At 63.0% G+C, this 21,546-nt stretch carries 20 protein-coding genes; 17 read left to right on the forward strand and 3 right to left on the reverse strand.

The window, feature by feature from the left end:
- Positions 1-516: POTRA domain-containing protein (locus EGM97_RS14510; protein ID WP_477788817.1), on the reverse strand; the 516-nt coding region annotated here is incomplete at its 3' end.
- 257 nt (positions 517-773) lie between these two features.
- Between EGM97_RS14510 and EGM97_RS14515 the strand changes: the two genes are divergently transcribed.
- Genes EGM97_RS14515 through selO form a run of 3 tightly spaced genes read left to right on the forward strand, consistent with a single transcriptional unit; the run spans position 774 to position 7,416 of the window.
- Positions 774-2,516 (forward strand): potassium/proton antiporter, encoded by a 1,743-nt coding sequence (locus EGM97_RS14515; protein WP_238961180.1) that lies wholly within the window; start codon positions 774-776, stop codon positions 2,514-2,516.
- A 35-nt stretch (positions 2,517-2,551) separates the two neighbouring features.
- Positions 2,552-5,914, forward strand: a complete 3,363-nt coding sequence (gene mscK / locus EGM97_RS14520; RefSeq protein ID WP_238961181.1) for a mechanosensitive channel MscK — start codon at positions 2,552-2,554, stop codon at positions 5,912-5,914.
- 38 nt (positions 5,915-5,952) lie between these two features.
- Positions 5,953-7,416 carry a protein adenylyltransferase SelO gene (gene selO, locus EGM97_RS14525; protein ID WP_238961182.1) on the forward strand — a complete coding sequence of 488 codons (1,464 nt, stop codon included), beginning with the start codon at positions 5,953-5,955 and terminating at the stop codon, positions 7,414-7,416.
- A 59-nt stretch (positions 7,417-7,475) separates the two neighbouring features.
- On the opposite strand, the gene EGM97_RS14530 is transcribed toward selO, so the two are convergent.
- A complete protein-coding gene (locus tag EGM97_RS14530) occupies positions 7,476-7,757 on the reverse strand; it encodes a hypothetical protein (RefSeq protein WP_238961183.1) in 282 nt (93 codons plus the stop codon).
- A gap of 148 nt (positions 7,758-7,905) precedes the next feature.
- On the opposite strand from EGM97_RS14530, the gene trxC reads away from it, so the two are divergent.
- Positions 7,906-8,340 carry a thioredoxin TrxC gene (trxC, locus tag EGM97_RS14535; RefSeq protein ID WP_238961184.1) on the forward strand — a complete coding sequence of 145 codons (435 nt, stop codon included), beginning with the start codon at positions 7,906-7,908 and terminating at the stop codon, positions 8,338-8,340.
- Between the two features lie 35 nt (positions 8,341-8,375).
- Here trxC and EGM97_RS14540 read toward each other — a convergent pair whose 3' ends face one another.
- The gene (locus EGM97_RS14540) at positions 8,376-9,146 is read right to left on the reverse strand and encodes a ParA family protein (RefSeq protein WP_238961185.1); all 771 of its coding nucleotides are present in this window, start codon (positions 9,144-9,146) and stop codon (positions 8,376-8,378) included.
- Between the two features lie 344 nt (positions 9,147-9,490).
- Between EGM97_RS14540 and EGM97_RS14545 the strand changes: the two genes are divergently transcribed.
- Genes EGM97_RS14545 through EGM97_RS14605 form a run of 13 tightly spaced genes read left to right on the forward strand, consistent with a single transcriptional unit; the run spans position 9,491 to position 21,544 of the window.
- Positions 9,491-10,219, forward strand: a complete 729-nt coding sequence (locus EGM97_RS14545; protein WP_238961186.1) for a beta-ketoacyl synthase chain length factor — start codon at positions 9,491-9,493, stop codon at positions 10,217-10,219.
- Positions 10,195-11,004 (forward strand): lysophospholipid acyltransferase family protein, encoded by an 810-nt coding sequence (locus EGM97_RS14550; protein ID WP_238961187.1) that lies wholly within the window; start codon positions 10,195-10,197, stop codon positions 11,002-11,004. Before EGM97_RS14545 ends, EGM97_RS14550 begins: the two co-directional genes overlap by 25 nt.
- Positions 10,985-11,242: a phosphopantetheine-binding protein gene (locus EGM97_RS14555; protein WP_238961188.1), complete on the forward strand. Its 258-nt coding sequence runs from the start codon at positions 10,985-10,987 to the stop codon at positions 11,240-11,242. Before EGM97_RS14550 ends, EGM97_RS14555 begins: the two co-directional genes overlap by 20 nt.
- Positions 11,243-11,251: 9 nt before the next feature.
- The gene (locus tag EGM97_RS14560; protein WP_238961189.1) at positions 11,252-11,506 is read left to right on the forward strand and encodes an acyl carrier protein; all 255 of its coding nucleotides are present in this window, start codon (positions 11,252-11,254) and stop codon (positions 11,504-11,506) included.
- A complete protein-coding gene (locus tag EGM97_RS14565) occupies positions 11,503-12,048 on the forward strand; it encodes a COG4648 family protein (RefSeq protein ID WP_238961190.1) in 546 nt (181 codons plus the stop codon). The genes EGM97_RS14560 and EGM97_RS14565 overlap by 4 nt, the downstream gene beginning before the upstream one ends.
- Positions 12,045-13,724: an acyl-CoA synthetase family protein gene (locus tag EGM97_RS14570; protein ID WP_238961191.1), complete on the forward strand. Its 1,680-nt coding sequence runs from the start codon at positions 12,045-12,047 to the stop codon at positions 13,722-13,724. Before EGM97_RS14565 ends, EGM97_RS14570 begins: the two co-directional genes overlap by 4 nt.
- Positions 13,717-14,451, forward strand: a complete 735-nt coding sequence (locus tag EGM97_RS14575; RefSeq protein WP_238961192.1) for a glycosyltransferase family 2 protein — start codon at positions 13,717-13,719, stop codon at positions 14,449-14,451. The genes EGM97_RS14570 and EGM97_RS14575 overlap by 8 nt, the downstream gene beginning before the upstream one ends.
- Complete coding sequence (locus EGM97_RS14580; RefSeq protein WP_238961193.1) at positions 14,448-15,386, forward strand: LpxL/LpxP family acyltransferase; 939 nt, start codon at positions 14,448-14,450, stop codon at positions 15,384-15,386. The genes EGM97_RS14575 and EGM97_RS14580 overlap by 4 nt, the downstream gene beginning before the upstream one ends.
- Positions 15,367-16,911 carry an HAL/PAL/TAL family ammonia-lyase gene (locus tag EGM97_RS14585; RefSeq protein WP_238961194.1) on the forward strand — a complete coding sequence of 515 codons (1,545 nt, stop codon included), beginning with the start codon at positions 15,367-15,369 and terminating at the stop codon, positions 16,909-16,911. Before EGM97_RS14580 ends, EGM97_RS14585 begins: the two co-directional genes overlap by 20 nt.
- Positions 16,904-17,329 (forward strand): acyl-CoA thioesterase, encoded by a 426-nt coding sequence (locus tag EGM97_RS14590; protein ID WP_238961195.1) that lies wholly within the window; start codon positions 16,904-16,906, stop codon positions 17,327-17,329. The genes EGM97_RS14585 and EGM97_RS14590 overlap by 8 nt, the downstream gene beginning before the upstream one ends.
- The gene (locus tag EGM97_RS14595) at positions 17,326-17,919 is read left to right on the forward strand and encodes an outer membrane lipoprotein carrier protein LolA (RefSeq protein ID WP_238961196.1); all 594 of its coding nucleotides are present in this window, start codon (positions 17,326-17,328) and stop codon (positions 17,917-17,919) included. The genes EGM97_RS14590 and EGM97_RS14595 overlap by 4 nt, the downstream gene beginning before the upstream one ends.
- Positions 17,903-20,254: an MMPL family transporter gene (locus EGM97_RS14600; protein ID WP_238961197.1), complete on the forward strand. Its 2,352-nt coding sequence runs from the start codon at positions 17,903-17,905 to the stop codon at positions 20,252-20,254. Before EGM97_RS14595 ends, EGM97_RS14600 begins: the two co-directional genes overlap by 17 nt.
- A 42-nt stretch (positions 20,255-20,296) precedes the next feature.
- Positions 20,297-21,544 (forward strand): NAD(P)/FAD-dependent oxidoreductase, encoded by a 1,248-nt coding sequence (locus tag EGM97_RS14605; RefSeq protein WP_238961198.1) that lies wholly within the window; start codon positions 20,297-20,299, stop codon positions 21,542-21,544.
- Positions 21,545-21,546: the final 2 nt, after the last annotated feature.

A 21,546-nucleotide genomic window follows, 5' to 3' on the forward strand; every position in this document is an offset into this window, starting at 1 on the left:
AAATGCCATTGCCAGCTCACGGTCCGACAGTTGGCTGTTCTCGGCGCCCTTCAAGCCTTCCAGTCGTCCCTCGACCACCAGCACTTGCAGATGGCCCCCCGACAGGTCCTGCTGCGGCAGGTAGGCACGACTGGTGACCAGGCCCTTTTCGATGTAGTGGTCGGTGATGACCTTGAGCAGTTCATTGAGCTGCGGCACGCCCAGGCACTGGCCGATGTAGGGCTTGAGCAATGGCTCGCGCTCACGGACGGAAAGACTGTCGGCGCCCTTGAGCTCGATGGTCTTGATAGGGAAGCAACGGGTGTCGACCGGTGCTGTCGGTTGAGTCGGCTCCGCCGCCTGGCCGGGCAGGTCCTTGAGTTCTTCCAGACGACGGCGCTGTTCTTCGAGCAAACGGTTCTGGCGTTCGCGGATCAGGTCGGTGTCACCGGGGGTGGGGGCAGCGTGAGCGGGGGTCAGCGGAGAAAGGCACAGCAAAGCCAAGCACAACCTCGCCCAACGGGCGGGTGAGAACATGTTCGATCCCTCGAATGAAACAGCGTCCAAAAATAGCGGCGCGATGCTAGGGAGCCTCATTTGCGCCGTCAATTGAATATTTGTCTCCAGAGTTATTCCGAGAACCCGTTATCCAAAATCAGACGCATCGGTCCCGTGCCCTCGGCCCGGCCCGCAAAACCTTTTTGACAGCATCGCATTTCAACAGGTTAGAATCGCTGGCACGCAGGCTGCATGGTCAGCCTGTGCCCGTCTTTCAGTTTCCCGGAGTACTGCCTTTGACTGCGACGACCATCAACAGCCTGTTCTTGATCGGCGCGTTGCTGGTGGGTGCGAGCATTCTGGTCAGTTCCCTTTCATCCCGCCTGGGTATCCCCATCCTGGTGATCATCCTGGCCGTGGGCATGGTGGCCGGGGTCGATGGCGCCGGCATTCTCTTCGATAACTACGCAACGGCCTACCTGGTCGGCAACCTTGCACTGGCCGTCATCTTGCTGGACGGTGGCTTGCGCACACGGGTTTCCAGTTTCCGGGTGGCGTTGTGGCCGGCGTTGTCGCTGGCCACCATCGGCGTGTTGATCACCACCGGGCTGACGGGACTCGCAGCCGCGTGGCTGTTCAACCTGAATCTGATCCAGGGCCTGCTGATCGGCGCCATTGTCGGCTCGACCGACGCCGCGGCCGTGTTTTCGCTGCTGGGTGGCAAAGGCCTGAACGAACGGGTAAGCGCTACCCTTGAGATCGAGTCCGGCAGTAACGATCCCATGGCGGTGTTCCTGACCGTTACCCTGATCGGCATGCTCGCCAGCGGAGAAACCGGCCTGCACTGGAGTCTCCTGGGGCATCTGGTGCGCGAGTTCGGCATCGGCGCGGTGATCGGCCTGGGCGGTGGCTGGTTGATGCTGCAACTGGTCAACCGGATCAACCTGGCCAACGGCCTCTACCCGATCCTCGTTATCAGCGGCGGGCTGGCCGTGTTTGCCTTGACCAACGCGCTGCACGGCAGTGGCTTCCTGGCGGTCTACCTGTGCGGCCTGGTGCTGGGCAACCGCCCGGTGCGCAGCCGCCACGGCATCCTGCACATGCTCGACGGCATGGCCTGGCTGGCGCAGATCGGCATGTTCCTGGTGCTGGGTCTGCTGGTCACCCCCCATGACCTGTTGCCGATTGCCTTGCCTGCCCTGGGCCTGGCGCTGTGGATGATCCTGTTTGCACGGCCCCTGTCGGTCGTGGTGGGCCTGATGCCGTTCCGGGCTTTCCATGGTCGCGAGAAAGCCTTCATTTCCTGGGTCGGCCTGCGCGGCGCCGTCCCGATCATCCTGGCGGTGTTCCCGCTGATGGCCGGGCTGCCCCATGCCCAACTTTATTTCAACCTGGCATTCTTTATCGTGCTGGTGTCCTTGTTGGTGCAGGGCACGAGCCTGCCCTGGGTCGCCAAGCTGCTGCATGTCACCGTCCCGCCCGAGCCCCTGCCAATATCCCGGGCCGCGCTGGAAGTGCACGTCACCAGCGAGTGGGAACTGTTCATTTATCGGCTCGGTGCAGAGAAATGGTGCATCGGCTCGCCCTTGCGCGACCTTAAAATGCCGGACGGAACCCGTATCGCGGCACTGTTTCGAGGCCAGCAATTGCTCCATCCGTCGGGTAGTACGGTGCTGGAAGTCAATGATTTGCTGTGTGTCATCGGCCATGAACACGACTTGCCGGCCCTTGGAAAACTGTTCAGCCAGGCCCCCCAACGAGGCCTCGATCTGCGCTTCTTCGGCGATTTCGTGCTCGAAGGAGACGCCCAGCTGGCCGCGGTTGCGGCACTGTACGGATTGAAACTCGACGGCATCGATCCGGACATGACCCTGGGGCGTTTCATTGCCCAGAAAGTGGGCGGTGCGCCAGTCGTCGGCGACCAGGTGGAGTGGAACAACACCTTGTGGACTGTCGCGGCCATGGACGGGAACAAGATCGGCAAAGTGGGCGTCAGATTCCCCGAAGGAAGTCGCCCGGGCCCCGGCTTGTTCCTCTAAACTGCTCCCATTCTTTATTTGCTTGACCGGTCTCTATGCCTACCCTGCGCTCCTTTTTCGCCATTGCCCTGCTGGGCCTGAGTCTTTCCATCTGCCCGCTGCAGGCCGCTGAACCGCCTACGAGCGAATCGGTGCAGGCCAGCCTGGACAAGATCGCCGACCGTAAACTGCCGGAGGCCGACCAAAAGGCCTTGCAAGCGGTGCTGCAAGGCACCCTGGCCCAACTCGCCAACAAGGCTGAATACGAGCAGAAACTGCAGGCCCTCAAACAGCAATTGGCCAGCGCGCCCAAGCAGAACATCGAAAACCAGCGCGAGCTGACGCGGCTGAAAAACACACCCGTGGTGCCCGTGGCGCAGCGCTACGCGAACCTGCCGATTCCCCAGCTCGAACAAATGCTGACGGATCGCTCCACCCAGCAGAGCGATCTGCAAAAGGCCCTCGCCGACGCCAACAGCCTGATCATCACGGCCCAGACCCGTCCCGAGCGGGCCCAGGCCGAGATCGCCAACAGCCAGACCCGTATCCAGCAAATCAACGCCACCCTCAAGGCGGGAAGAGACGCCGGAAAAACCCTGAGCAGCGAACAGCGCGACCAGCTCAACGCCGAGCTGGCGGCCCTTAACGCGCTGATCCCGTTGCGGCGCCAGGAGCTGGCCGGCAACAGTCAATTGCAAGACCTGGGCAACGGCCAGCACGACTTGCTGATGGAAAAAATCGCCCGCATGGAGCAGGAAATCCAGGACCTGCAGAACCTGATCAACCAGAAGCGCCTGGCCCAGTCCCAGGAGACGGTGACCCAGCAATCCATCGAAGCGCAGAAGGCCGGTGGCAGTAGCTTGCTGGCCACCGAAAGCGCGGCCAACCTCAAGCTCTCCGACTATTTGCTCAAAAGCACCGACCGTCTTAATGAAGTCACCCAGCAGAACCTGCAAACCAAGCAACTGCTGGACAGCGTCACCCAGACCGACGCAGCCCTGGACGAGCAGATCAGCGTGCTCAAGGGCAGCCTCCTGCTCTCCAAGATTCTCTACAAACAACGCCAGACACTGCCGCGCCTCAAGCTGGACCAGAACCTGGCCGACCAGATCGCCGACATCCGCCTGTACCAGTTCGAAGTCAGCCAGCAACGTGAGTTGCTGAACAATCCGAGCGCCTACGTCGACAGCCTGTTGGCATCCCAGCCGTCGGAGCAGGTTACGCCGCAGCTACGCAAGACCCTGCTGGACCTGGCCCTGACCCGTATCGACCTGCTGGAACGCCTGAGCCGCGAATTGAGCGCGGTGCTCAACGAATCCATCACCTTGCAGCTCAACCAGAAGCAATTGCTCAGCACCGCGCAGAACCTGCGGGCAACCCTCGAAGAACAGATGTTCTGGATCCCCAGCAACAAACCCCTGGATTTCGAATGGATGCGCGGCGTACCGAACCGCCTGGAAAAACAGATCGACTCGCTGCCCTGGGCATCGAGCCTCAGTGAGCTGGCCGATGGCCTGACACAACGACCGCTATTGTTCCTGCCCCTGGCGTTGTTGATTGGCGCACTGCTGTGGCGACGCAAGCATCTTTATGCCCGCCTGAACAAGGTTCACCAGGACGTTGGCCACTTCAAGCGCGACAGCCAGTGGCATACGCCTCAGGCGATCCTGATCAACATCCTGCTGGCGATGCCGGTAGCCCTGGCACTGGCCTTGTGTGGCTATGCCTTGCAGATCGACGCCCGCGGCCAGAACGCCAACCTCGGTGCCGCGCTGCTGCAGATTGGCCAGGCCTGGCTGGTGTTCTACACCGCGTATCGGATACTGGCACCCGGTGGCGTGGCCGAATTGCATTTCCGCTGGGAGAAACCCCAGGTCGAATTTCTCCAGGGCTGGATCCGCCGCCTCGGTCTGGTGGTGCTGGCGTTGGTGGCCGTGGTGGCCGTGGCCGAGTTGCAACCGTCGACCCTGGCCGACGACGTACTGGGCATGCCCGTGGTGCTGACCTGCTATGCCCTGATGGCCTGGCTGCTCAGTCGCCTGTTGCTCAGCAGCCCGACGCACCGCAATACCTCACTGTTCCGCAAGGCCCTGGGGGTGATTTTCACCGCCCTGCCAATCGCCTTGTTCGTGGCGGTGTGCTTCGGCTATTACTACACCGCCCTCAAACTCAGCGACCGGTTGATCAACACCCTGTACCTGCTGATGTTCTGGCTGGTGATCGAGGCAACCTTCGTACGGGGCCTGTCGGTTGCGGCACGGCGTCTGGCCTATCAGCGGGCCCTGGCCAAGCGCCAGGCGGCCAAGGAAGCCGGCGATGGCGAAGCAGTCGTCGAGGAACCGACCCTGGATATCGAGAAAGTCAACGAACAGTCCCTGCGTCTGATCCGCCTGGCCCTGCTGGGTGGTTTCATCGCCGCACTGTACTGGGTCTGGTCGGACCTGATCAGCGTATTCTCCTACCTGGACAACATCACGCTCTACGAATACACCAGCGGCACCGGCGTCAATATGAGCATGGTGCCCATCAGCATCGGCGACATGCTGGGCGCGCTGATCATCATCGGTATCACCTTCGCCCTGGCACGCAACCTGCCGGGCCTGCTGGAGGTGTTTGTGCTGTCCAAGCTGAACCTGGCCCAGGGCAGCGCCTACGCCACCACCACGCTGCTGTCCTATGTGATTGCCGGCGTCGGCTTCGTCACCACACTGTCCACACTGGGCGTGAGCTGGGACAAGCTGCAATGGCTGGTGGCCGCGCTGTCGGTGGGCCTGGGCTTCGGCATGCAGGAGATCTTCGCCAACTTCATCTCCGGGATCATGATCCTGTTCGAGCGCCCGGTGCGGATCGGCGACACCATCACCATCGGCAACCTGTCGGGCACGGTGAGCAAGATCCGCATTCGCGCCACCACCATTACCGACTTCGACCGCAAGGACATCATCGTCCCGAACAAGACCTTCATCACCGGGCAACTGATCAACTGGTCGCTGACCGACACCGTCACCCGGGTCACCTTGAAACTGGGCGTGGACTATGGCTCCGACCTGGATCGGGTCCGCGAGCTGCTGCTCAAGGCCGCCCGGGAGAACCCGCGGGTGCTGAAGGAGCCGGAACCGATCGTGTATTTCCTGAACTTCGGCGAGAGTACCCTCGACCATGAGCTGCGCATGCATGTGCGCGACCTCGGTGACCGCAACCCGGTACTGGACGAAATCAACCGCTTCATCAACCGCGAGTTCAAGAAGGAGCACATCAACATCTCCTTCCGGCAGATGGAGATCTACCTGAAGAATCTCCAGGGCCAGGAATACAAACTGGTACCCGCCGAGCCCGACAAGAAGACCATCACGGCCGTGCCCTCGACCGTAGCCAACATCAAACCGGTGCCGGAACCACCGCACGACACACTCGACTGATCGCGTCGGTGCCAGCAGGCATCGCGCCGGAGATGGCCATGAAAACGCTGGAAACCCTGACCTTCGATAACCGCTTCGCCCGCCTGGGCGACGGTTTTTCGGCCCACGTCCTGCCTGAACCCATCGACAACCCCCGGCTGGTCGTTGCCAGTCCGGCCGCCATGGCGCTGTTGGACCTGGACCCGGCCGAAGCCCAGGCGCCGTTGTTCGCCGAGCTGTTCGGCGGGCATAAGCTGTGGGCCGAGACCGAGCCTCGGGCGATGGTGTATTCCGGGCACCAGTTCGGCCATTACAACCCGCAACTGGGCGATGGCCGCGGACTGTTATTGGGGGAGGTGTACAACGAAGCCGGCCAGCACTGGGACCTGCACCTCAAGGGCGCCGGGCAAACGCCCTTTTCGCGGATGGGCGACGGACGCGCGGTGCTGCGCTCCTCGATCCGTGAGTTCCTCGCCTCCGAAGCGCTGCATGCCCTGGGCATCCCCACCACGCGGGCGCTGTGCGTGATCGGTTCGGACACCCCCGTGTGGCGTGAAAAACAGGAACGCGCCGCCATGGTGCTGCGCCTGGCACCGAGCCATGTGCGTTTTGGCCATTTCGAATACTTCTACTACACCAAGAAGCCCGAGCTGCATGCGACGCTCGCCGAGCATGTGTTGAACCTGCATTATCCCGAGTGCCGCGAGCAGCCGGAGCCGTACCTGGCAATGTTTCGAGAAATCGTCGAGCGCAACGCTGAACTGATTGCGAAATGGCAAGCCTATGGCTTCTGCCACGGGGTGATGAACACCGACAACATGTCGATCCTGGGCATCACCTTCGACTTCGGGCCGTTCGCGTTCCTCGACGACTTCGACGCCCATTTCATCTGCAACCACTCCGATGACCAGGGCCGCTACTCCTTCAGCAACCAGGTGCCCATCGGCCAGTGGAACCTCAGTGCCCTGGCCCAGGCCCTGACGCCTTTCATCAGCGTCGAGGCCCTGCGCGAGACCCTCGGTTTGTACTTGCCGCTGTACCAGGCCCACTATCTGGATCTGATGCGTCGCCGCCTCGGCCTGACCCGCGCCGAAGAGGATGACCAGAAACTGGTGGAACGTCTCCTGCAGTTGATGCAGAACAGCGGCGTCGACTACAGCCTGTTCTTCCGCCGCCTGGGAGACCAGGCGCCCGGCCAGGCCATCGCCACCCTGCGCGATGACTTCGTTAACCTCAAGGGTTTCGACGCCTGGGGTGAGCTCTACATCGCCCGGGTCAACCGCGAAGGCGCCATCGATCAAGACCAGCGCCGTACTCGCATGCATGCGGTCAACCCGCTATACATCCTGCGCAACTACCTGGCACAGAACGCCATCGACGCCGCCGAGTCTGGCGACTACGACGAAGTGCGCCGCTTACACAGCGTGCTGAGCAACCCGTTCGAAGAGCAACCGGGCATGGACGCGTACGCCCAACGTCCGCCCGAGTGGGGCAAGCATCTGGAGATCAGTTGCTCGTCCTGAACAGACTGCAGGGCATCAAGCCAGACCATCGGTGGCTGTGACCGGATGTGGGTATCCGCTTACCCCACTTTGTCGTTTCCCTGCTCAGGCGTTTCGATTCCCGGCTCTGTTTCCGCATCCTTTTGCTCATCCGCCGGTTTTTCCGGCGCTTTCTTCTCGGGGTAGCCCGGCATGCCGCGGGCATCTTCCGGGGTCAGCTCGTCCCGCTCATGACGACGGTCAGTTGCATAGGCGGGGGCAGCGTTCGGGTCTTCGTCGCGACCGGCCGAGCCCAGTACGAAGCCGTCGTCGTTGGGGTTGTCCCTTACTTCGTCAAGGGCATCATTTCTCGGATGGCTCATGGGACCTCCATGGGTTGCGAATGGGTACACGGTGTTTTTTTGAGGTCCAGGCGCGCCATCCGTGCAACGTATCGGATGAATGGCACCCCTTGATAATCCACGCCGACGGCACCAGATCAGGCTCATCACCGTCTTTTGGAAGCCCGCCATGCCTGACCCTATGCTGATTCCCTGCCCCCAGTGCAACGGCCTCAATCGCCTGCCCACCGACCGTCTGGCGGACGGGCCCAAATGCGGACGCTGCAAGTCCCCAGTGCTGCTGGATAAACCGTTCGAACTCAAACAAGGCGACTATGCCAGCCAGATCAAGGGCGACCTGCCGCTGTTGGTCGACGTATGGGCGGATTGGTGTGGGCCCTGCAAGTCTTTCGCGCCTGTATTTGAGCAGGCCGCCGCGCAACTGATGGGTAAATGCCGCTTGGCCAAGCTCGACAGCGAAGCCAATCAGCAGCTATCGGCGCAATTGGGAATTCGCTCGATTCCCAGCCTGATCCTGTTCAGGAACGGTCGGGAGGTCGCACGCCAGAGCGGCGCGTTGCCCTTGCCGCAGCTGATGGGCTGGTTGCGTAGCCAGGGCATGTAAGAACACACCCACAACAAGCCAAACCCAATCAGGGCTCAGCCCTGTTCCAACAACCCATGCAGCTCGACAAACTGCTGGGTCAGCTTGTGCCGCGCGTCCAGGTGGATCAACGGCAAGCTGGCCTGGTGGGACTCGCGCATGCGTACCGAACTACTCAGGTACACCGGCAGCACCGGCAGGCCTTCGGCGATCAGTTCATCCAGCATCTGCTGCGGCAGGCTGGCGCGCGCCTGGAACTGATTGACGACGATGCCTTCGATTTCAAGGCTGTCGTTATGGTCATCCTTGAGTTCTTCGATTTCCGACAGCAGTCCATACAACGCCTGACGAGAGAAACTGTCGCAATCGAAGGGGATCAATACCCGATCGGCGGCGATCAACGCTGAAACCGCATAGAAATTCAATGCGGGTGGTGTATCCAGGTAAATCCGGTCGTAATCCTCATCCAACTCGTCGAGCAGTTTGCGCAGCTTGTTGATCTTGTGCTTCGCCTCCAGCTTGGGCTGCAGATCCGTCAGCTCGGCGGTGGCGGTGACGACATGGAGGTTGTCGAACGGTGTTTCGTAGATGTCGACCTTGTTCTTCTTCGAGAAAGGCCCGGACGACAGTGTCTGCTTGAAAAAATCGGCGATGCCCATGGGAATATCGTCGCCGGTGAGACCGGTCAGGTATTGCGTGGAGTTGGCTTGGGCATCCAGGTCTATCAACAGCGTGCGATACCCTTCACTGGCGCTGACTGCCGCCAGATTGCAGGCGATGCTGGACTTGCCCACGCCACCTTTCTGATTGAACACCACACGCCGCATGTCAAAACCTCCGTGTATCAAAGATTCCCGAGTGTAGTAGGGCAAGCCCCCGCTTCGCTACCTTCGGCATGGATGGACCACAGCGTTAGTGGCTTTTTCCGAATAGGAGGCGTCAATTTGCCCAGAGCCTTACGGAAGTAGCTGACAGACAGGCTCGTCATAATCGCGACAATGATGTCCCTGAGGCCGGGGGGCCTTCAAATCTCCCTGCATGCCAATGTAACCATTATTTGCTACAAGCCAACCGCACCGGGATAATGCGCGCCACTTGGGTCGCAAGATCATGCAGGGTTGGACGCGGGTCAAACCACTGAACCGTGACAATAAAAGCCCGCAGGGGTGGGATGAATTCTGTGATCGATTTCAACATCGCCCAATGGCGCGCATGGGCCCCTGGGCTCGAAAGCGTGGACGATTGGCAGGCGTGGAGCCGACAGCCGGTCATGCTGCCCCCCAGCGACGGCGCCCCTGACGTCTCGTTCCTGCCGGCCATGCAACGGCGGCGACTCAGCCGCCTGGCGCGGATGGCCTTCAGTGTCGGCTGGCCCCTGGCCGAAAATCGGCCGGACCTGCCGTTGGTCTTTATTTCCCGCCACGGTGAAACCCCACGCACTTTTGAGATTCTCAAGGACCTGGCAATCGACCAGCCGTTGTCACCCACCCAGTTCAGCCTGTCGGTGCATAACGCGGTGATTGGTCTGTGGTCGATCATGCGCGGCGAAACCAGCGAGATGACCGCCCTGGCCGCGACCGGCGACGGGCTGGAACATGGCGTGCTGGAGGCCGTCGCGCTGTTGAATGAAGGCGCGCAGGCAGTATTGCTGGTCATTGCCGAAGAACAGCCGCCCCAGGTGTATTCACCCTGGGTGAACGATGTGCCGTTTCCCTATGCGGTAGGGCTTTTACTGACCCGGGGCGACGATTGGCAACTGACCCTGTCATCCCCGCACGCCCAACCGCAAGGCAGCGAATGGCCCCATGCCCTTGATCTGGTGCGTACGCTGCTGAACAACGAAACCACCTGCCAACATGCCTGGAAGAATCGTGTATGGACCTGGCAACGCAACCGGTGACAGGAAAACACCGCGACGCCTATTACTGGCGCCTGCTCGCAACCGCTGCAAGCTTTACCCTGTTCGGGTTGGGCGGGTTGTGCCTGCGCCTGCTGGTGTTTCCGCTGCTGGCCCGCTGGCCCGGCGATGCCCAGGCCCACCGGCAACGGGCTCGGCGCACGGTTGGACGCTTGTTCTGGTTCTTCATCCGCTTCATGGCCCGCACCGGCGTGCTCACCTACCGGATCGACGGCGCGGAAAAGCTTGGCCGCCCCGGGCAGATGATCATTGCCAACCACCCGTCGCTGATCGACGTGGTGTTCCTGATCGGGCTGGTGCGCGATGCCAACTGCGTGGTGAAAAAAAGCCTGTGGGACAACCCCTTTACCCGTGGCCCGTTGCGTTCGACCCAATACATCAGTAACGACGGCAGTATGGACATGCTCGATGCCGCCAGCGATGCCCTGAGGGATGGCCAGACCCTTATTGTGTTTCCGGAAGGTACACGGACCCAGCCCGGCCAGGCGCCGGCCTTTCATCGGGGCGCAGCGGCCATCGCCCTGCGGGGTGCGAAAATTCTCACGCCCGTGACGATCAAGGTCAGCCCCACCACCCTGACCAAGGCCGAACCCTGGTACCGCATCCCCCAACGCCGCGTGCACTTCAGTTTCCATGTGGGGGCCGATATAGATCCACAGGCATTCGCCACGCTCGGCCCTGCGCCCCAGGCTTCGCGCAGGCTCAACGATTTTTTGCATCACTATTACATCAAGGAGCTCGCCGAAGATGAGCGATCTGCACCGTGACATCAAACAGCTGATCATCGACGCCCTCGGCCTTGAGGACATCAGTGTCGACGATATCGGCGATCACCTGCCCCTGTTCGGCGAAGGCCTGGGCCTGGACTCGGTGGATGCCCTGGAGCTTGGCCTGGCGATCCAGAAAAAGTGGGGCATCAAGATTGATGCCGACGCCAAGGACACCCGCAACCATTTCAGCAACGTGGCAAGCCTTGCGGCCTTCGTCACTGCAAAAAGCGCTTGAGACCGGACCATGCAAACTCGTGATGACATTTTCAACACCCTGCGCGATGCCCTGGTCGAGCTCTTCGAGCTGGAACCGGAGCGTGTGACACTGGATGCGAACCTGTACCAGGACCTGGAAATCGACAGCATCGACGCGGTCGATCTGATCGACCACATCAAGCGCCAGACCGGCAAGAAAATCGCCGCCGAAGAATTCAAGTCCGTGCGCACCGTCAACGATGTGGTCGAGGCGGTCTATCGACTGGTCCAACCGGCCGCATGAGCCGGTTGATTGGCCTCGGCCTGCTATTGGCGGGCCTGCTTTACCCCTTTGCGGTGTATTTCGGCATGGAGCACTACGCTCCGTGGCAGTTCGGCCTGCTGCTGGGTAGCCTCTGGCTGGCCCGCGCATTGCTCGGAAAGGGCGGGCCCGGCACGCTCTGGATGGCGGTGACGGCGATCGTGTTCTGCGTGTTGCTCGCCCTGTTCGACAGCCCGCTCCTGCTGCGCTGGTACCCGGTGCTGATCAGCGCCTTCATGCTCGGGCTGTTCGTCCTGAGCCTGAAGTACGGCCCGCCGATGATCGAACGCATCGCCCGCCTGCGCGAACCGCAGTTGCCGGCGAAAGCGGTGGTTTACACCCGCCAGGTCACGGTGGCCTGGTGTGTGTTTTTCCTGTGTAACGGTTTACTCGCCGCCGCCCTGACCCTCTGGGCGCCGCTGAGTTGGTGGATGTTGTACACCGGCCTGATTTCCTACGGATTGATGGGGCTGCTGTTTGCCATTGAATGGCTCATACGACAACGGGTAAGAGGCCGCCCATGAATTGGATAACGCTTGAGCAGATGTTGCTCGAGGCTCGACCGGAACGCCTCGTGGCAGTCGATCCGGTCATGGATCACTCGCAGTTGCGGGACGAGGCACTGCGCCTGGCCGCAGGCCTGCGGGCCAAGGGGGCACGCCATGTCGCTGTGCACCTGGAAGATGCCGCCGACCTGGCCATCGCCCTGCTCGGCGCCTGGTGCGCCGGAGTACGCGTGCTGCTGCCCGCTGACCTGCAGCCACAGACCCGCCAACGCTGGTCGGCGGATGTCGACTTGTGGCTGACCGACCAAACCGGCGACACCCATCCCCGTGACGTGCAGCCAGCACCGCTGTCCCCCGCCGAGCTGGATCCGGCGCTATGCTGGCTGACCCTGTGCACTTCCGGCTCCAGCGGCGAGCCCAAGCGCATCGAGAAAAACCTGCGACAGCTGAGCCAGGAAGTACAGGCCCTGGAACAACTCTGGGGCGCCGACCTGGGGCCGGCCTGCATCATTGGCAGTGTGGCCGCCCAGCACATCTATGGCTTGCTGTTCCGGGTGCTCTGGCCGTTGTGCGCAGGTCGCCCGTTCGTGCGCCGGCAAGTGGCTTTTCCGGAAGACCTGCAACGCGCCAGCCGTGAACACCCGGCCTTTGCCTGGGTCGCCAGCCCGGCGCTGCTCAAGCGCATGGGCGACAACCTCGATTGGACAGCCCTGAGCGGCGTACGCCGGGTATTTTCTTCCGGCGGCGCGTTGCCGACAGAGGCTGCCCAAAGTCTGCAACAGCGCCTGGGACAATGGCCGACGGAAATATTCGGCAGTTCGGAAACCGGTGGTATCGCCTGGCGTCAGGGCGACGGAGCGTGGCTGCCCTTTGCCGGCGTCGAGCTGAGCCAGGACCGCGACGGTGCGTTGTTGATCGCTTCGCCCTATTTGCCGCCCGGCCATGTGGAACACACCGCCGACGCGGTACGGATCGCGGCCGACGGGCGCTTCGAACTGCTTGGCCGGTTGGACCGCATCGTCAAGCTCGAAGAAAAACGCATCTCCCTGCCGATGCTCGAACAGGCCCTGCTGGCTCACGAATGGGTCAGCGAAGCACGGCTCGGCGTGGTACAGGAAAATCGTGCGTCTCTCGGCGCGCTGGTGGTACTGAACGAAACCGGCCTCCACGCTTTGCGTAGCCTGGGACGACGCGCCGTCACCGAGGCCTTGCGCCAACACCTGAGCGGCCACTGCGAGCCCTTGGCACTGCCCCGACGCTGGCGTTGGTTACGGCAGTTGCCCTTCAATGCCCAGGGCAAACTGCCCCAGGCCGAGGTCGAAGCCCTGCTGTTGGCGCCGCGTCCGAAAGCCGCCGAAGTGCTGGAGAAAATTGAAGCCGACGGTGAGTGGAGCCTGCAACTGGCGGTTCCCCCGGACCTGGCGTACTTCAGCGGGCATTTTCCCACCGCGCCGGTGTTGCCCGGCGTGGTCCAGGTCGACTGGGCCCTGAGCCTTGGCCGACAGCTGCTGGACCTGCCCCCCCGATTCATCGGCATGGAAGTGCTGAAATTCCAGCAACTGATTCGCCCCGGCGATGAGGTCCAACTGCACCTGCGCTTTGACCGGGAACGCGGCAAGCTCTATTTCGCTTACCGCAATGACACGGCCACCTGCTCCAGCGGGCGGATTGTGTTGGGAGTAGCTGATGCATAACCCCTGCGCCGTCATCCCCGTCTACAACCACGAAACCGCCATCGCGGCGGTGGTCCGGGCCCTGCTCGACAATAACCTGCCCTGTGTGCTGGTGGATGACGCCAGCAGCCCGGCCTGCGCTGCGGTACTGGAACAGTTGGCCGAGAATGAGCAGGTCTACCTGGTCCGGCTGGCGGTCAACCAGGGCAAGGGCGGCGCGGTGATGACGGGCCTGCGGGAAGCCTCGCGCCTGGGGTTCAGCCACGCCTTGCAGGTTGACGCCGATGGGCAGCATGACCTGGGCGACGTGAAGCGCTTCATTGACGAGTCCCGCACTTATCCCGATGCGCTGATCTGCGGCTATCCTCAGTATGACGCCAGCGTGCCCAAAGGCCGCCTGTACGCCCGCTACCTGACCCATGTCATGGTGTGGATCAACAGCCTGTCCCTGCAAATCCGCGACTCCATGTGCGGCTTCCGGGTGTATCCCCTGCCTGTGACCCTGGCGCTGATTGGCTCGGCGAATATCGGCAAGCGCATGGATTTCGATTCGGACGTCCTGGTACGTCTGGCGTGGCGCAACCAGCCGATGCGCTGGTTGCGCACCCGGGTTCACTATCCCCAGGACGGCGTCTCGCATTTCCGCCTGTTCCACGACAACGTACTGATTACCCGCATGCACACCCGGCTGTTCTTCGGCATGCTGGTGCGCCTGCCGCTGATTCTCTGGCGACGGTGGCGGACATGAGCAGCGACCAGCAGCACTGGGCCGATCGCCAGGAACGCGGCAGTTTCTGGCTGATGAAGTTCACCGCGTTCGCCGCCAGGGTACTGGGCCGCCGACTGTTGAGCCCGTTGCTGTACGGCATCGTCCTGTACTTCTTCATCTTCGGCCGCAGCGCCCGGCATGCGGCGTGGCAGTACCAGCAGCGCCTGGCCGACTGGAGCGGCCGTACCGAGCTACGCCCGACACATTGGCGAGTCTTCGGGCAATTCATGGCATTCGCCGACTCCCTGCTGGACAAACTCGACGTCTGGAACGGCAAGCTCGGCATCGAACAGATCGAAATCGTCGACACAGCGCTGTTGCGCAACCATCTGCGCGGCGAACGGGGGCAGATGCTGGTGGGCGCTCACCTGGGCAACCTCGAAATGTGCCGGGCCCTGGCCGAGCTCGGCGAGAAGGTGACCATGAATGTGCTGGTGCACACCAAGCACGCCGAGCAGTTCAACCGCTTGCTGGGCGAGGCCGGTGCCACGCACCTGCGACTGATCCAGGTCAGCGAGCTGGATCCGGTGATCATGTTGCAGCTCAGCGAGCGCCTGGAACGCGGCGAATGGCTGGCCATCGCCGGCGACCGCGTACCGCTGCACGGCGGACGCAGCGTGACCGTAGATTTCATGGGCTCTCCCGCCGCGTTTCCCCAGGGACCGTGGTTGCTGGCCGGCCTGTTGAAATGCCCGGCCAACCTGCTCATGTGCCTCAAGCACGAGGGGCGTTATCGGGTCACCCTCGAACCGTTCGCCGAGGCCGTGGTGTGGAAACGCGGCGACCGCGAGCAAGTGATCGCCCACTGGGCCGGTCAGTACGCCGAGCGCCTGGCGCAGTATTGCCTCGAAGCCCCGCAACAGTGGTTCAACTTTTACCCTTTCTGGAAGACCGATGACGATGCCCACTCTTGAGCCGGTAACCTTCGGCGAACGCCCCTTGCGCATCGAAGACGTGCTGGCCCTGGCCAACCGTCAGGCGCCGACGCAACTGCAGGACGAGCCTGGGTTCCGCCAGCGCATCGCCAAGGGCGCGCAGTTCCTCGATTCCTTGTTGGACAAGGAAGGCGTGATCTACGGCGTGACCACCGGCTATGGCGATTCCTGCGTCGTGGCCGTACCACTGCACCACGTCGAGGCCCTGCCGCGTCACCTGTACACATTCCACGGCTGTGGCCTGGGCAAGTTGCTGGACGCCCAGGCCACGCGCGCGGTGCTGGCGGCGCGTTTGCAGTCGCTGTGCCACGGCGTATCCGGGGTGCGAGTGGAGCTGCTGGAGCGGCTCCAGGGCTTCCTCGAACATGACATTCTGCCGTTGATCCCCGAAGAAGGTTCGGTGGGCGCCAGCGGCGACCTGACGCCGCTGTCTTACGTGGCCGCGACCCTGTCCGGCGAACGCGAAGTGATGTTCCGTGGCGAGCGCCGCTCGGCCGCCGACGTACACCGCGAGCTGGGCTGGACCCCGTTGGTGCTGCGCCCCAAGGAAGCCCTGGCGCTGATGAACGGCACCGCCGTGATGACCGGCCTGGCCTGCCTCGCCTTCGCCCGGGCCGACTACCTGCTGCAACTGGCCACCCGCATCACCGCGCTGAACGTGGTCGCCCTGCAAGGCAACCCGGAACACTTCGACGAGCGCCTGTTCGCCGCCAAGCCCCATCCGGGGCAGACGCAAGTGGCCGCGTGGCTGCGCCAGGACCTGGCGATCGACGCCCCGACCGCGCCGCTGCACCGTCTGCAGGATCGCTACTCCCTGCGCTGCGCGCCCCACGTGCTCGGCGTGCTGGCCGACAGCCTGGGCTGGCTGCGGTCGTTCATCGAGACCGAACTCAACAGCGCCAACGACAACCCGATTATCGACGCCGAAGCCGAACGGGTGCTGCATGGCGGGCATTTCTATGGCGGGCATATCGCCTTCGCCATGGACAGCCTCAAGAATCTGGTGGCCAACGTCGCCGACCTGCTGGACCGCCAGCTCGCCCTGCTGGTGGACGAACGCTACAACCATGGCCTGCCGAGCAACCTGTCCGGCGCCAGCGCCGAGCGGGCGATGCTCAACCATGGCTTCAAGGCCGTGCAGATCGGCGCCAGCGCCTGGACTGCCGAAGCCTTGAAAAACACCCTGCCGGCCAGCGTCTTCTCACGTTCCACCGAGTGCCACAACCAGGACAAGGTCAGCATGGGCACCATCGCCGCCCGGGACGCGATCCGCGTGCTGGAGCTGACCGAGCAAGTCGCCGCCGCGACGCTACTGGCGGCCAACCAGGGCGTATGGCTGCGCAGCCGCGCCGAAGACGCCCGACCGCTACCGCCAGCCTTGGCCGCCATGCACGCGCAGTTGGCCGAGGATTTCCCGCCCGTCATCGAAGACCGCGCCCTGGAAGGCGAACTGCGTCTGTGCCTGCAACGCATCGCCGGACAGCATTGGAGGCTGCATGCGTAGTCAGGGCGTGCTGCATGTCGACACCCAGGTCGTGGTGCCGTTTTTCGATGTCGATTCGATGAACGTGGTCTGGCACGGCCATTACGTCAAATACCTGGAAGTGGCCCGCTGTGCGCTGCTCGACCTGATCGGCCACAACTACAACGATATGCTCGAATCCGGCCATGCCTGGCCGGTGATCGACTTGCAGTTGCGCTATGTACGCAGCGCCGTGTTCGGCCAGGTGCTGACCGTGCGCGCCAGCCTGGTGGAGTGGGAGAACCGCTTGAAGATCCATTACCTGATCAGCGACGCAGCGACCGGCGAACGCCTGACCCGCGCCAGCTCGGTGCAGGTGGCGGTGAACATCGCGACTCGCGAAATGCTGCTGGCCTCGCCCCGGGTCTTTGTCGACGCCGTAGAAAGGAAACTGCCATGAAGCGCCTGTTTCTCTGGTTGTGGCTGTGCTGCCTGGCGCCCCTGGCCCAGGCTTTTGACTTGCAACAGTTGAGCGATCAACTGGCCCGTCCGGAAGTGATCCACGGACAATTCATCCAGGAAAAACACCTGCGCGCCCTGTCCCAGCCCCTCACCAGCAAGGGGCTTTTTGTCCTGGCCAAACAACACGGCCTGCTATGGCTTTTGCAAACCCCGTTGCAACAGGACTATCGGATCACTGCCAAAGGCATTGCCCGGCGCGAAGGCAACACCTGGCAGGTGCTGCCCAACAAGAGCGCCGGCGCCGAGCAGAACCGCTTGTTCCTGGCCGTGTTGCAGGGCGACAGCAGTGGCCTGCAACGGGATTTCGAGCTGAGCCTGTCGGGTACGCCGCAGCAATGGAAGCTCACCCTGACCCCACGCTCGGTGTTGCTCAAACAAGTCTTCAACCAGATCAACATCGACGGCGGTGAACTGGTGCAGCGCATCGAACTGCTGGAAACCCAAGGCGACAGCACCGTGCTGCGCATGCAGGACAGCACCAGCGCGCAGCCCTTGAGCGAAGCGGAGCAACATGACTTTGCCGAGTGAGCGCACGCTGCCGCGGCTGTTCCTGATCCTGCTGCTGGCGGTTTTGGCGCTGGCCGGCTGGCAGTGGCGTAACGGCGCGCCATTGTCGGCCAACCTCATGGAATTGGTGCCGGGCACCTCCCCCGACGCTCTGGAGCTTATCGCCGAACAGCGCATGCAGGAGCCGCTGAACCGCGAAGTACTGGTGCTGGTGGGCCATGACGATCGCCAACGGGCCATCGTCCTGGCGCAGACCCTCGGCGAGCAATGGCAGGCGAGCGGGTTGTTCGACAAGGTCCAATGGACCCTGCAAGCCGATCTGCCGGCGTTGCGCACGCAATTGCTCAACGGGCGGCTGGCGATGCTCTCGGCGCCAGACCGGCAGCAATTGATCGAACAGCCCCAGGCCTTCATCCAGCAACGGGTGCAGGCCCTGTTCGACCCGTTCAACGGCTTCAGCCTGGTGCCGAGCCAGGACGACTGGCTCGGCCTGACCACCCGAATCCAGAACAGCCAGCCCCAACGCGGCGCGGTGCAACTGGACGTGGGCAGCGGTGCACTGGTGGCCGAAGCCGACGGCAAACACTGGGTGATGCTGCGGGCCCGCACCCATGGCAATGCCTTCGACATGAACCTGCCGTTGCAAGTGGCCGAGCTGTTGCAACGCAGCCGCGACCAGGCAGGCCAGGCACAGGGGCAATTGCTGGCCGCCAGTGGCCTGCTGTACGCCGCCAACGGGCAGCAGCAGGCCTCGCGGGAAATCACCTGGGTCGGCGGTGGCGCAACGGTCGGCATCCTGTTGCTGCTGTTACTGGCCTTCCGGCGCCTGCGTGTGTGGCTGGCGTTCGTGCCCGTGCTGGTGGGCATGCTGTTTGGCGCGGTGGCCTGCGTGGCGCTGTTCGGACGCATGCATGTCATGACCCTGGTGCTGGGCTCCAGCCTGATCGGCGTGGCGGTGGATTATCCGTTGCATTACCTGTCCAAGAGCTGGAGGCTCAAGCCATGGCGCAGTTGGCCGGCCCTGCGCCTGACCCTGCCGGGGCTGAGCCTGAGCCTGGCGACCACCTGCATCGGTTATCTGGCCCTGGCCTGGACTCCGTTCCCGGCGCTGACCCAGATCGCAATCTTTTCCGCCGCCGGGTTGGCCGGGGCCTACCTGACGGCGGTCTGCCTGCTGCCCGCGCTGCTCAACGGCGTGGAACTGCGTCCGGCCCAATGGCCGTTGCGGCTTTGCGAACGCCTGCTCGAACTTCGCCAAGCGCTGCTGGCGCGGATGTGCACACCGATCTTGCTGGCGCTGCTGTTGATCTTCTGCGCCGGCGGGCTGTGGCACCTGACCACGAAAAACGATATCCGCCAATGGATCGGCACACCTCGACACTTGACCGAGGAAGCTCAGGTCATCGCCCGCATCACCGGTTTCCAACCCACCAGCCAGTTCTTCCTGATCCGCGCCAAGGATCAGGCTCAACTGCTGGAACGCCAGACCGCACTCAACGAGCGTCTGGACCAACTGGTCGGCCTGGAAAAACTCCAAGGCTACCTGTCGCTGAATCAGTTGGTCAGCGCGCCCGCCGAACAGCAGAAAGTCCGTGAAGCCCTGGCCCGACTGCCGGCGTTCTGGCAACCGCTGCTGGACCTGGGGGTACCCGTCAGCGCGTTGCAGGCGGAACTGGCGCAATTGCAGGCCTTGCCCGTGACCGATATAGATGCCGCGCTCAGCGGGCCGCTGGCCGAGCCGTATCGCACGCTCTGGCTCGGTCCGACGGGGCTGGACGCAGAGCAGGGCGTGGCGGCAGTGGTCAGCCTGCAGGGCTTGAACGATGCGGCGCTGCTGCGGGTGCAGGCGGTGGACTTGCCCGGCGTACAGCTGGTGGATCGCCTGGGGGACCTGAACCGGGTGTTCGCCGCCACGCAAATCAGCGCCGCCGAGTTGAAGCTGGCCTCCTGCGTGCTGATTGTGCTGTTGCTGATCTGGCCCTTCGGTGTCGGCGCAGCCCTGCGCATCGTCGCCCTGCCACTGCTGGCGGCGCTGTGTAGCCTGGCGAGCCTCGGTTGGCTGGGACAGCCGCTGACCTTGTTCAGCCTGTTCGGCCTGTTGCTGGTCACCGCCATCGGTGTCGACTACGCAATCCTGATGCGCGAACAGATCGGCGGTGCCGCAGTGAGCCTGCTGGGCACGCTGCTGGCGGCGGTCACTACCTGGCTGTCGTTCGGCCTGCTGGCGCTTTCCAGCACACCGGCGGTGAGCAATTTCGGCCTGGCGGTCAGCCTGGGGCTGGCGTTCAGCTTCCTGCTGGCGCCTTGGGCCGGACGCCAGGCACACCGAATGCCCGCGCAGGAATCGACCCAATGAAGACTACTCATTCGAACATCGCTGCCTCGGCAAGGAGTCCACATGTCTACGATTGAAATGGAACGTCGCCAGGTCGTCATCATCGGCGCAGGCCCTTCCGGCGCCATCGCTGCCGCGCTGCTCAAGCGCAAGGGCCACGATGTGCTGGTGATCGAGCGCCAGCATTTCCCGCGCTTCTCCATCGGCGAGAGCCTGTTGTCCCATTGCCTGGACTTCGTCGAAGAGGCTGGCATGCTGGAGGCGGTGAATGCCGCCGGTTTCCAGCGCAAGAATGGCGCGGCCTTCGTCTGGGGCGAGCGCTACAGCGCCTTCGATTTCGGTGACACGTTCAGTGAAGGCAAACCCACTACCTTCCAGGTCCAGCGCGCAGACTTCGACAAATTGCTGGCCGACCAGGCGGCGTTGCAAGGGGTGGAGATCCGTTATGGCGAAGCCATCGCCAGCGCTGACTTCACCCTCGCCAAACCGCAACTGGGGGTGCTGCGCGAGGACGGCAGCGAGTACCGCGTCGAGGCGCAATTCGTGCTCGACGCCAGCGGCTATGGCCGGGTCCTGCCACGCTTGCTGGACCTGGAAGCGCCGTCGAATTTCCCGGTACGCCAAGCGGTGTTCACGCACATCGAAGACCGGATCGATGCTCCGGCGTTCGACCGTGAAAAGATCCTGATCACCACTCACCCCAGCAAACGCGACATATGGTTCTGGACCATTCCATTCAGCGGCGGGCGCTGCTCGGTGGGTGTGGTCGCGGCGGCGGAACATTTCGCCGGCCGCACCGACGACCTTGATGCCTGCCTGCGCGGCTTCATCGACGAAACCCCCAGCCTGTCCGGCGTGCTGGCCCATGCGGTCTGGGACACCCCGGCGCGGACCATTGGCGGCTACTCCGCCAACGTGAAAACCTTGCACGGTCCAGGCTTTGCCCTGCTGGGCAACGCCGCCGAATTCCTCGACCCGGTGTTTTCCTCCGGCGTGACCATCGCCATGCGTTCGGCGAGCATGGCCGCCGACGTGCTCCATCGCCAGTTGCAGGGCGACAGCGTGGACTGGCAGGGCGAATTCACCGAACCACTCAAGCGCGGCGTCGATACCTTCCGCTGCTACGTCGAAGGCTGGTACGCCGGCACCTTCCAGGACGTGATTTATTACACCGAAGGCTCAGCGGATATCCGTCGCATGATCAGTTCGATCCTGGCCGGCTATGCCTGGGATGAACGCAACCCTTTCGTCAGCGAACCCAAGCGCCGGCTGCGCATGCTCTCGGAAATCTGTGCGAGCACGGCGCCATGAGG

The sequence above is a fragment of the Pseudomonas sp. AF32 genome (assembly GCF_022342325.2).
GTDB lineage: Bacteria > Pseudomonadota > Gammaproteobacteria > Pseudomonadales > Pseudomonadaceae > Aquipseudomonas > Aquipseudomonas uvaldensis.

Coding starts and splice junctions, on each gene's coding strand:
- mscK (WP_238961181.1), top strand. CDS start 2,552: ATGCCTACCCTGCGCTCCTTTTTCGCCATTGCCCTGCTGGGCCTGAGT.
- selO (WP_238961182.1), top strand. CDS start 5,953: ATGAAAACGCTGGAAACCCTGACCTTCGATAACCGCTTCGCCCGCCTG.
- EGM97_RS14530 (WP_238961183.1), bottom strand. CDS start 7,757: ATGAGCCATCCGAGAAATGATGCCCTTGACGAAGTAAGGGACAACCCC.
- trxC (WP_238961184.1), top strand. CDS start 7,906: ATGCCTGACCCTATGCTGATTCCCTGCCCCCAGTGCAACGGCCTCAAT.
- EGM97_RS14540 (WP_238961185.1), bottom strand. CDS start 9,146: ATGCGGCGTGTGGTGTTCAATCAGAAAGGTGGCGTGGGCAAGTCCAGC.
- EGM97_RS14545 (WP_238961186.1), top strand. CDS start 9,491: ATGAATTCTGTGATCGATTTCAACATCGCCCAATGGCGCGCATGGGCC.
- EGM97_RS14550 (WP_238961187.1), top strand. CDS start 10,195: ATGGACCTGGCAACGCAACCGGTGACAGGAAAACACCGCGACGCCTAT.
- EGM97_RS14555 (WP_238961188.1), top strand. CDS start 10,985: ATGAGCGATCTGCACCGTGACATCAAACAGCTGATCATCGACGCCCTC.
- EGM97_RS14560 (WP_238961189.1), top strand. CDS start 11,252: ATGCAAACTCGTGATGACATTTTCAACACCCTGCGCGATGCCCTGGTC.
- EGM97_RS14565 (WP_238961190.1), top strand. CDS start 11,503: ATGAGCCGGTTGATTGGCCTCGGCCTGCTATTGGCGGGCCTGCTTTAC.
- EGM97_RS14570 (WP_238961191.1), top strand. CDS start 12,045: ATGAATTGGATAACGCTTGAGCAGATGTTGCTCGAGGCTCGACCGGAA.
- EGM97_RS14575 (WP_238961192.1), top strand. CDS start 13,717: ATGCATAACCCCTGCGCCGTCATCCCCGTCTACAACCACGAAACCGCC.
- EGM97_RS14580 (WP_238961193.1), top strand. CDS start 14,448: ATGAGCAGCGACCAGCAGCACTGGGCCGATCGCCAGGAACGCGGCAGT.
- EGM97_RS14585 (WP_238961194.1), top strand. CDS start 15,367: ATGACGATGCCCACTCTTGAGCCGGTAACCTTCGGCGAACGCCCCTTG.
- EGM97_RS14590 (WP_238961195.1), top strand. CDS start 16,904: ATGCGTAGTCAGGGCGTGCTGCATGTCGACACCCAGGTCGTGGTGCCG.
- EGM97_RS14595 (WP_238961196.1), top strand. CDS start 17,326: ATGAAGCGCCTGTTTCTCTGGTTGTGGCTGTGCTGCCTGGCGCCCCTG.
- EGM97_RS14600 (WP_238961197.1), top strand. CDS start 17,903: ATGACTTTGCCGAGTGAGCGCACGCTGCCGCGGCTGTTCCTGATCCTG.
- EGM97_RS14605 (WP_238961198.1), top strand. CDS start 20,297: ATGTCTACGATTGAAATGGAACGTCGCCAGGTCGTCATCATCGGCGCA.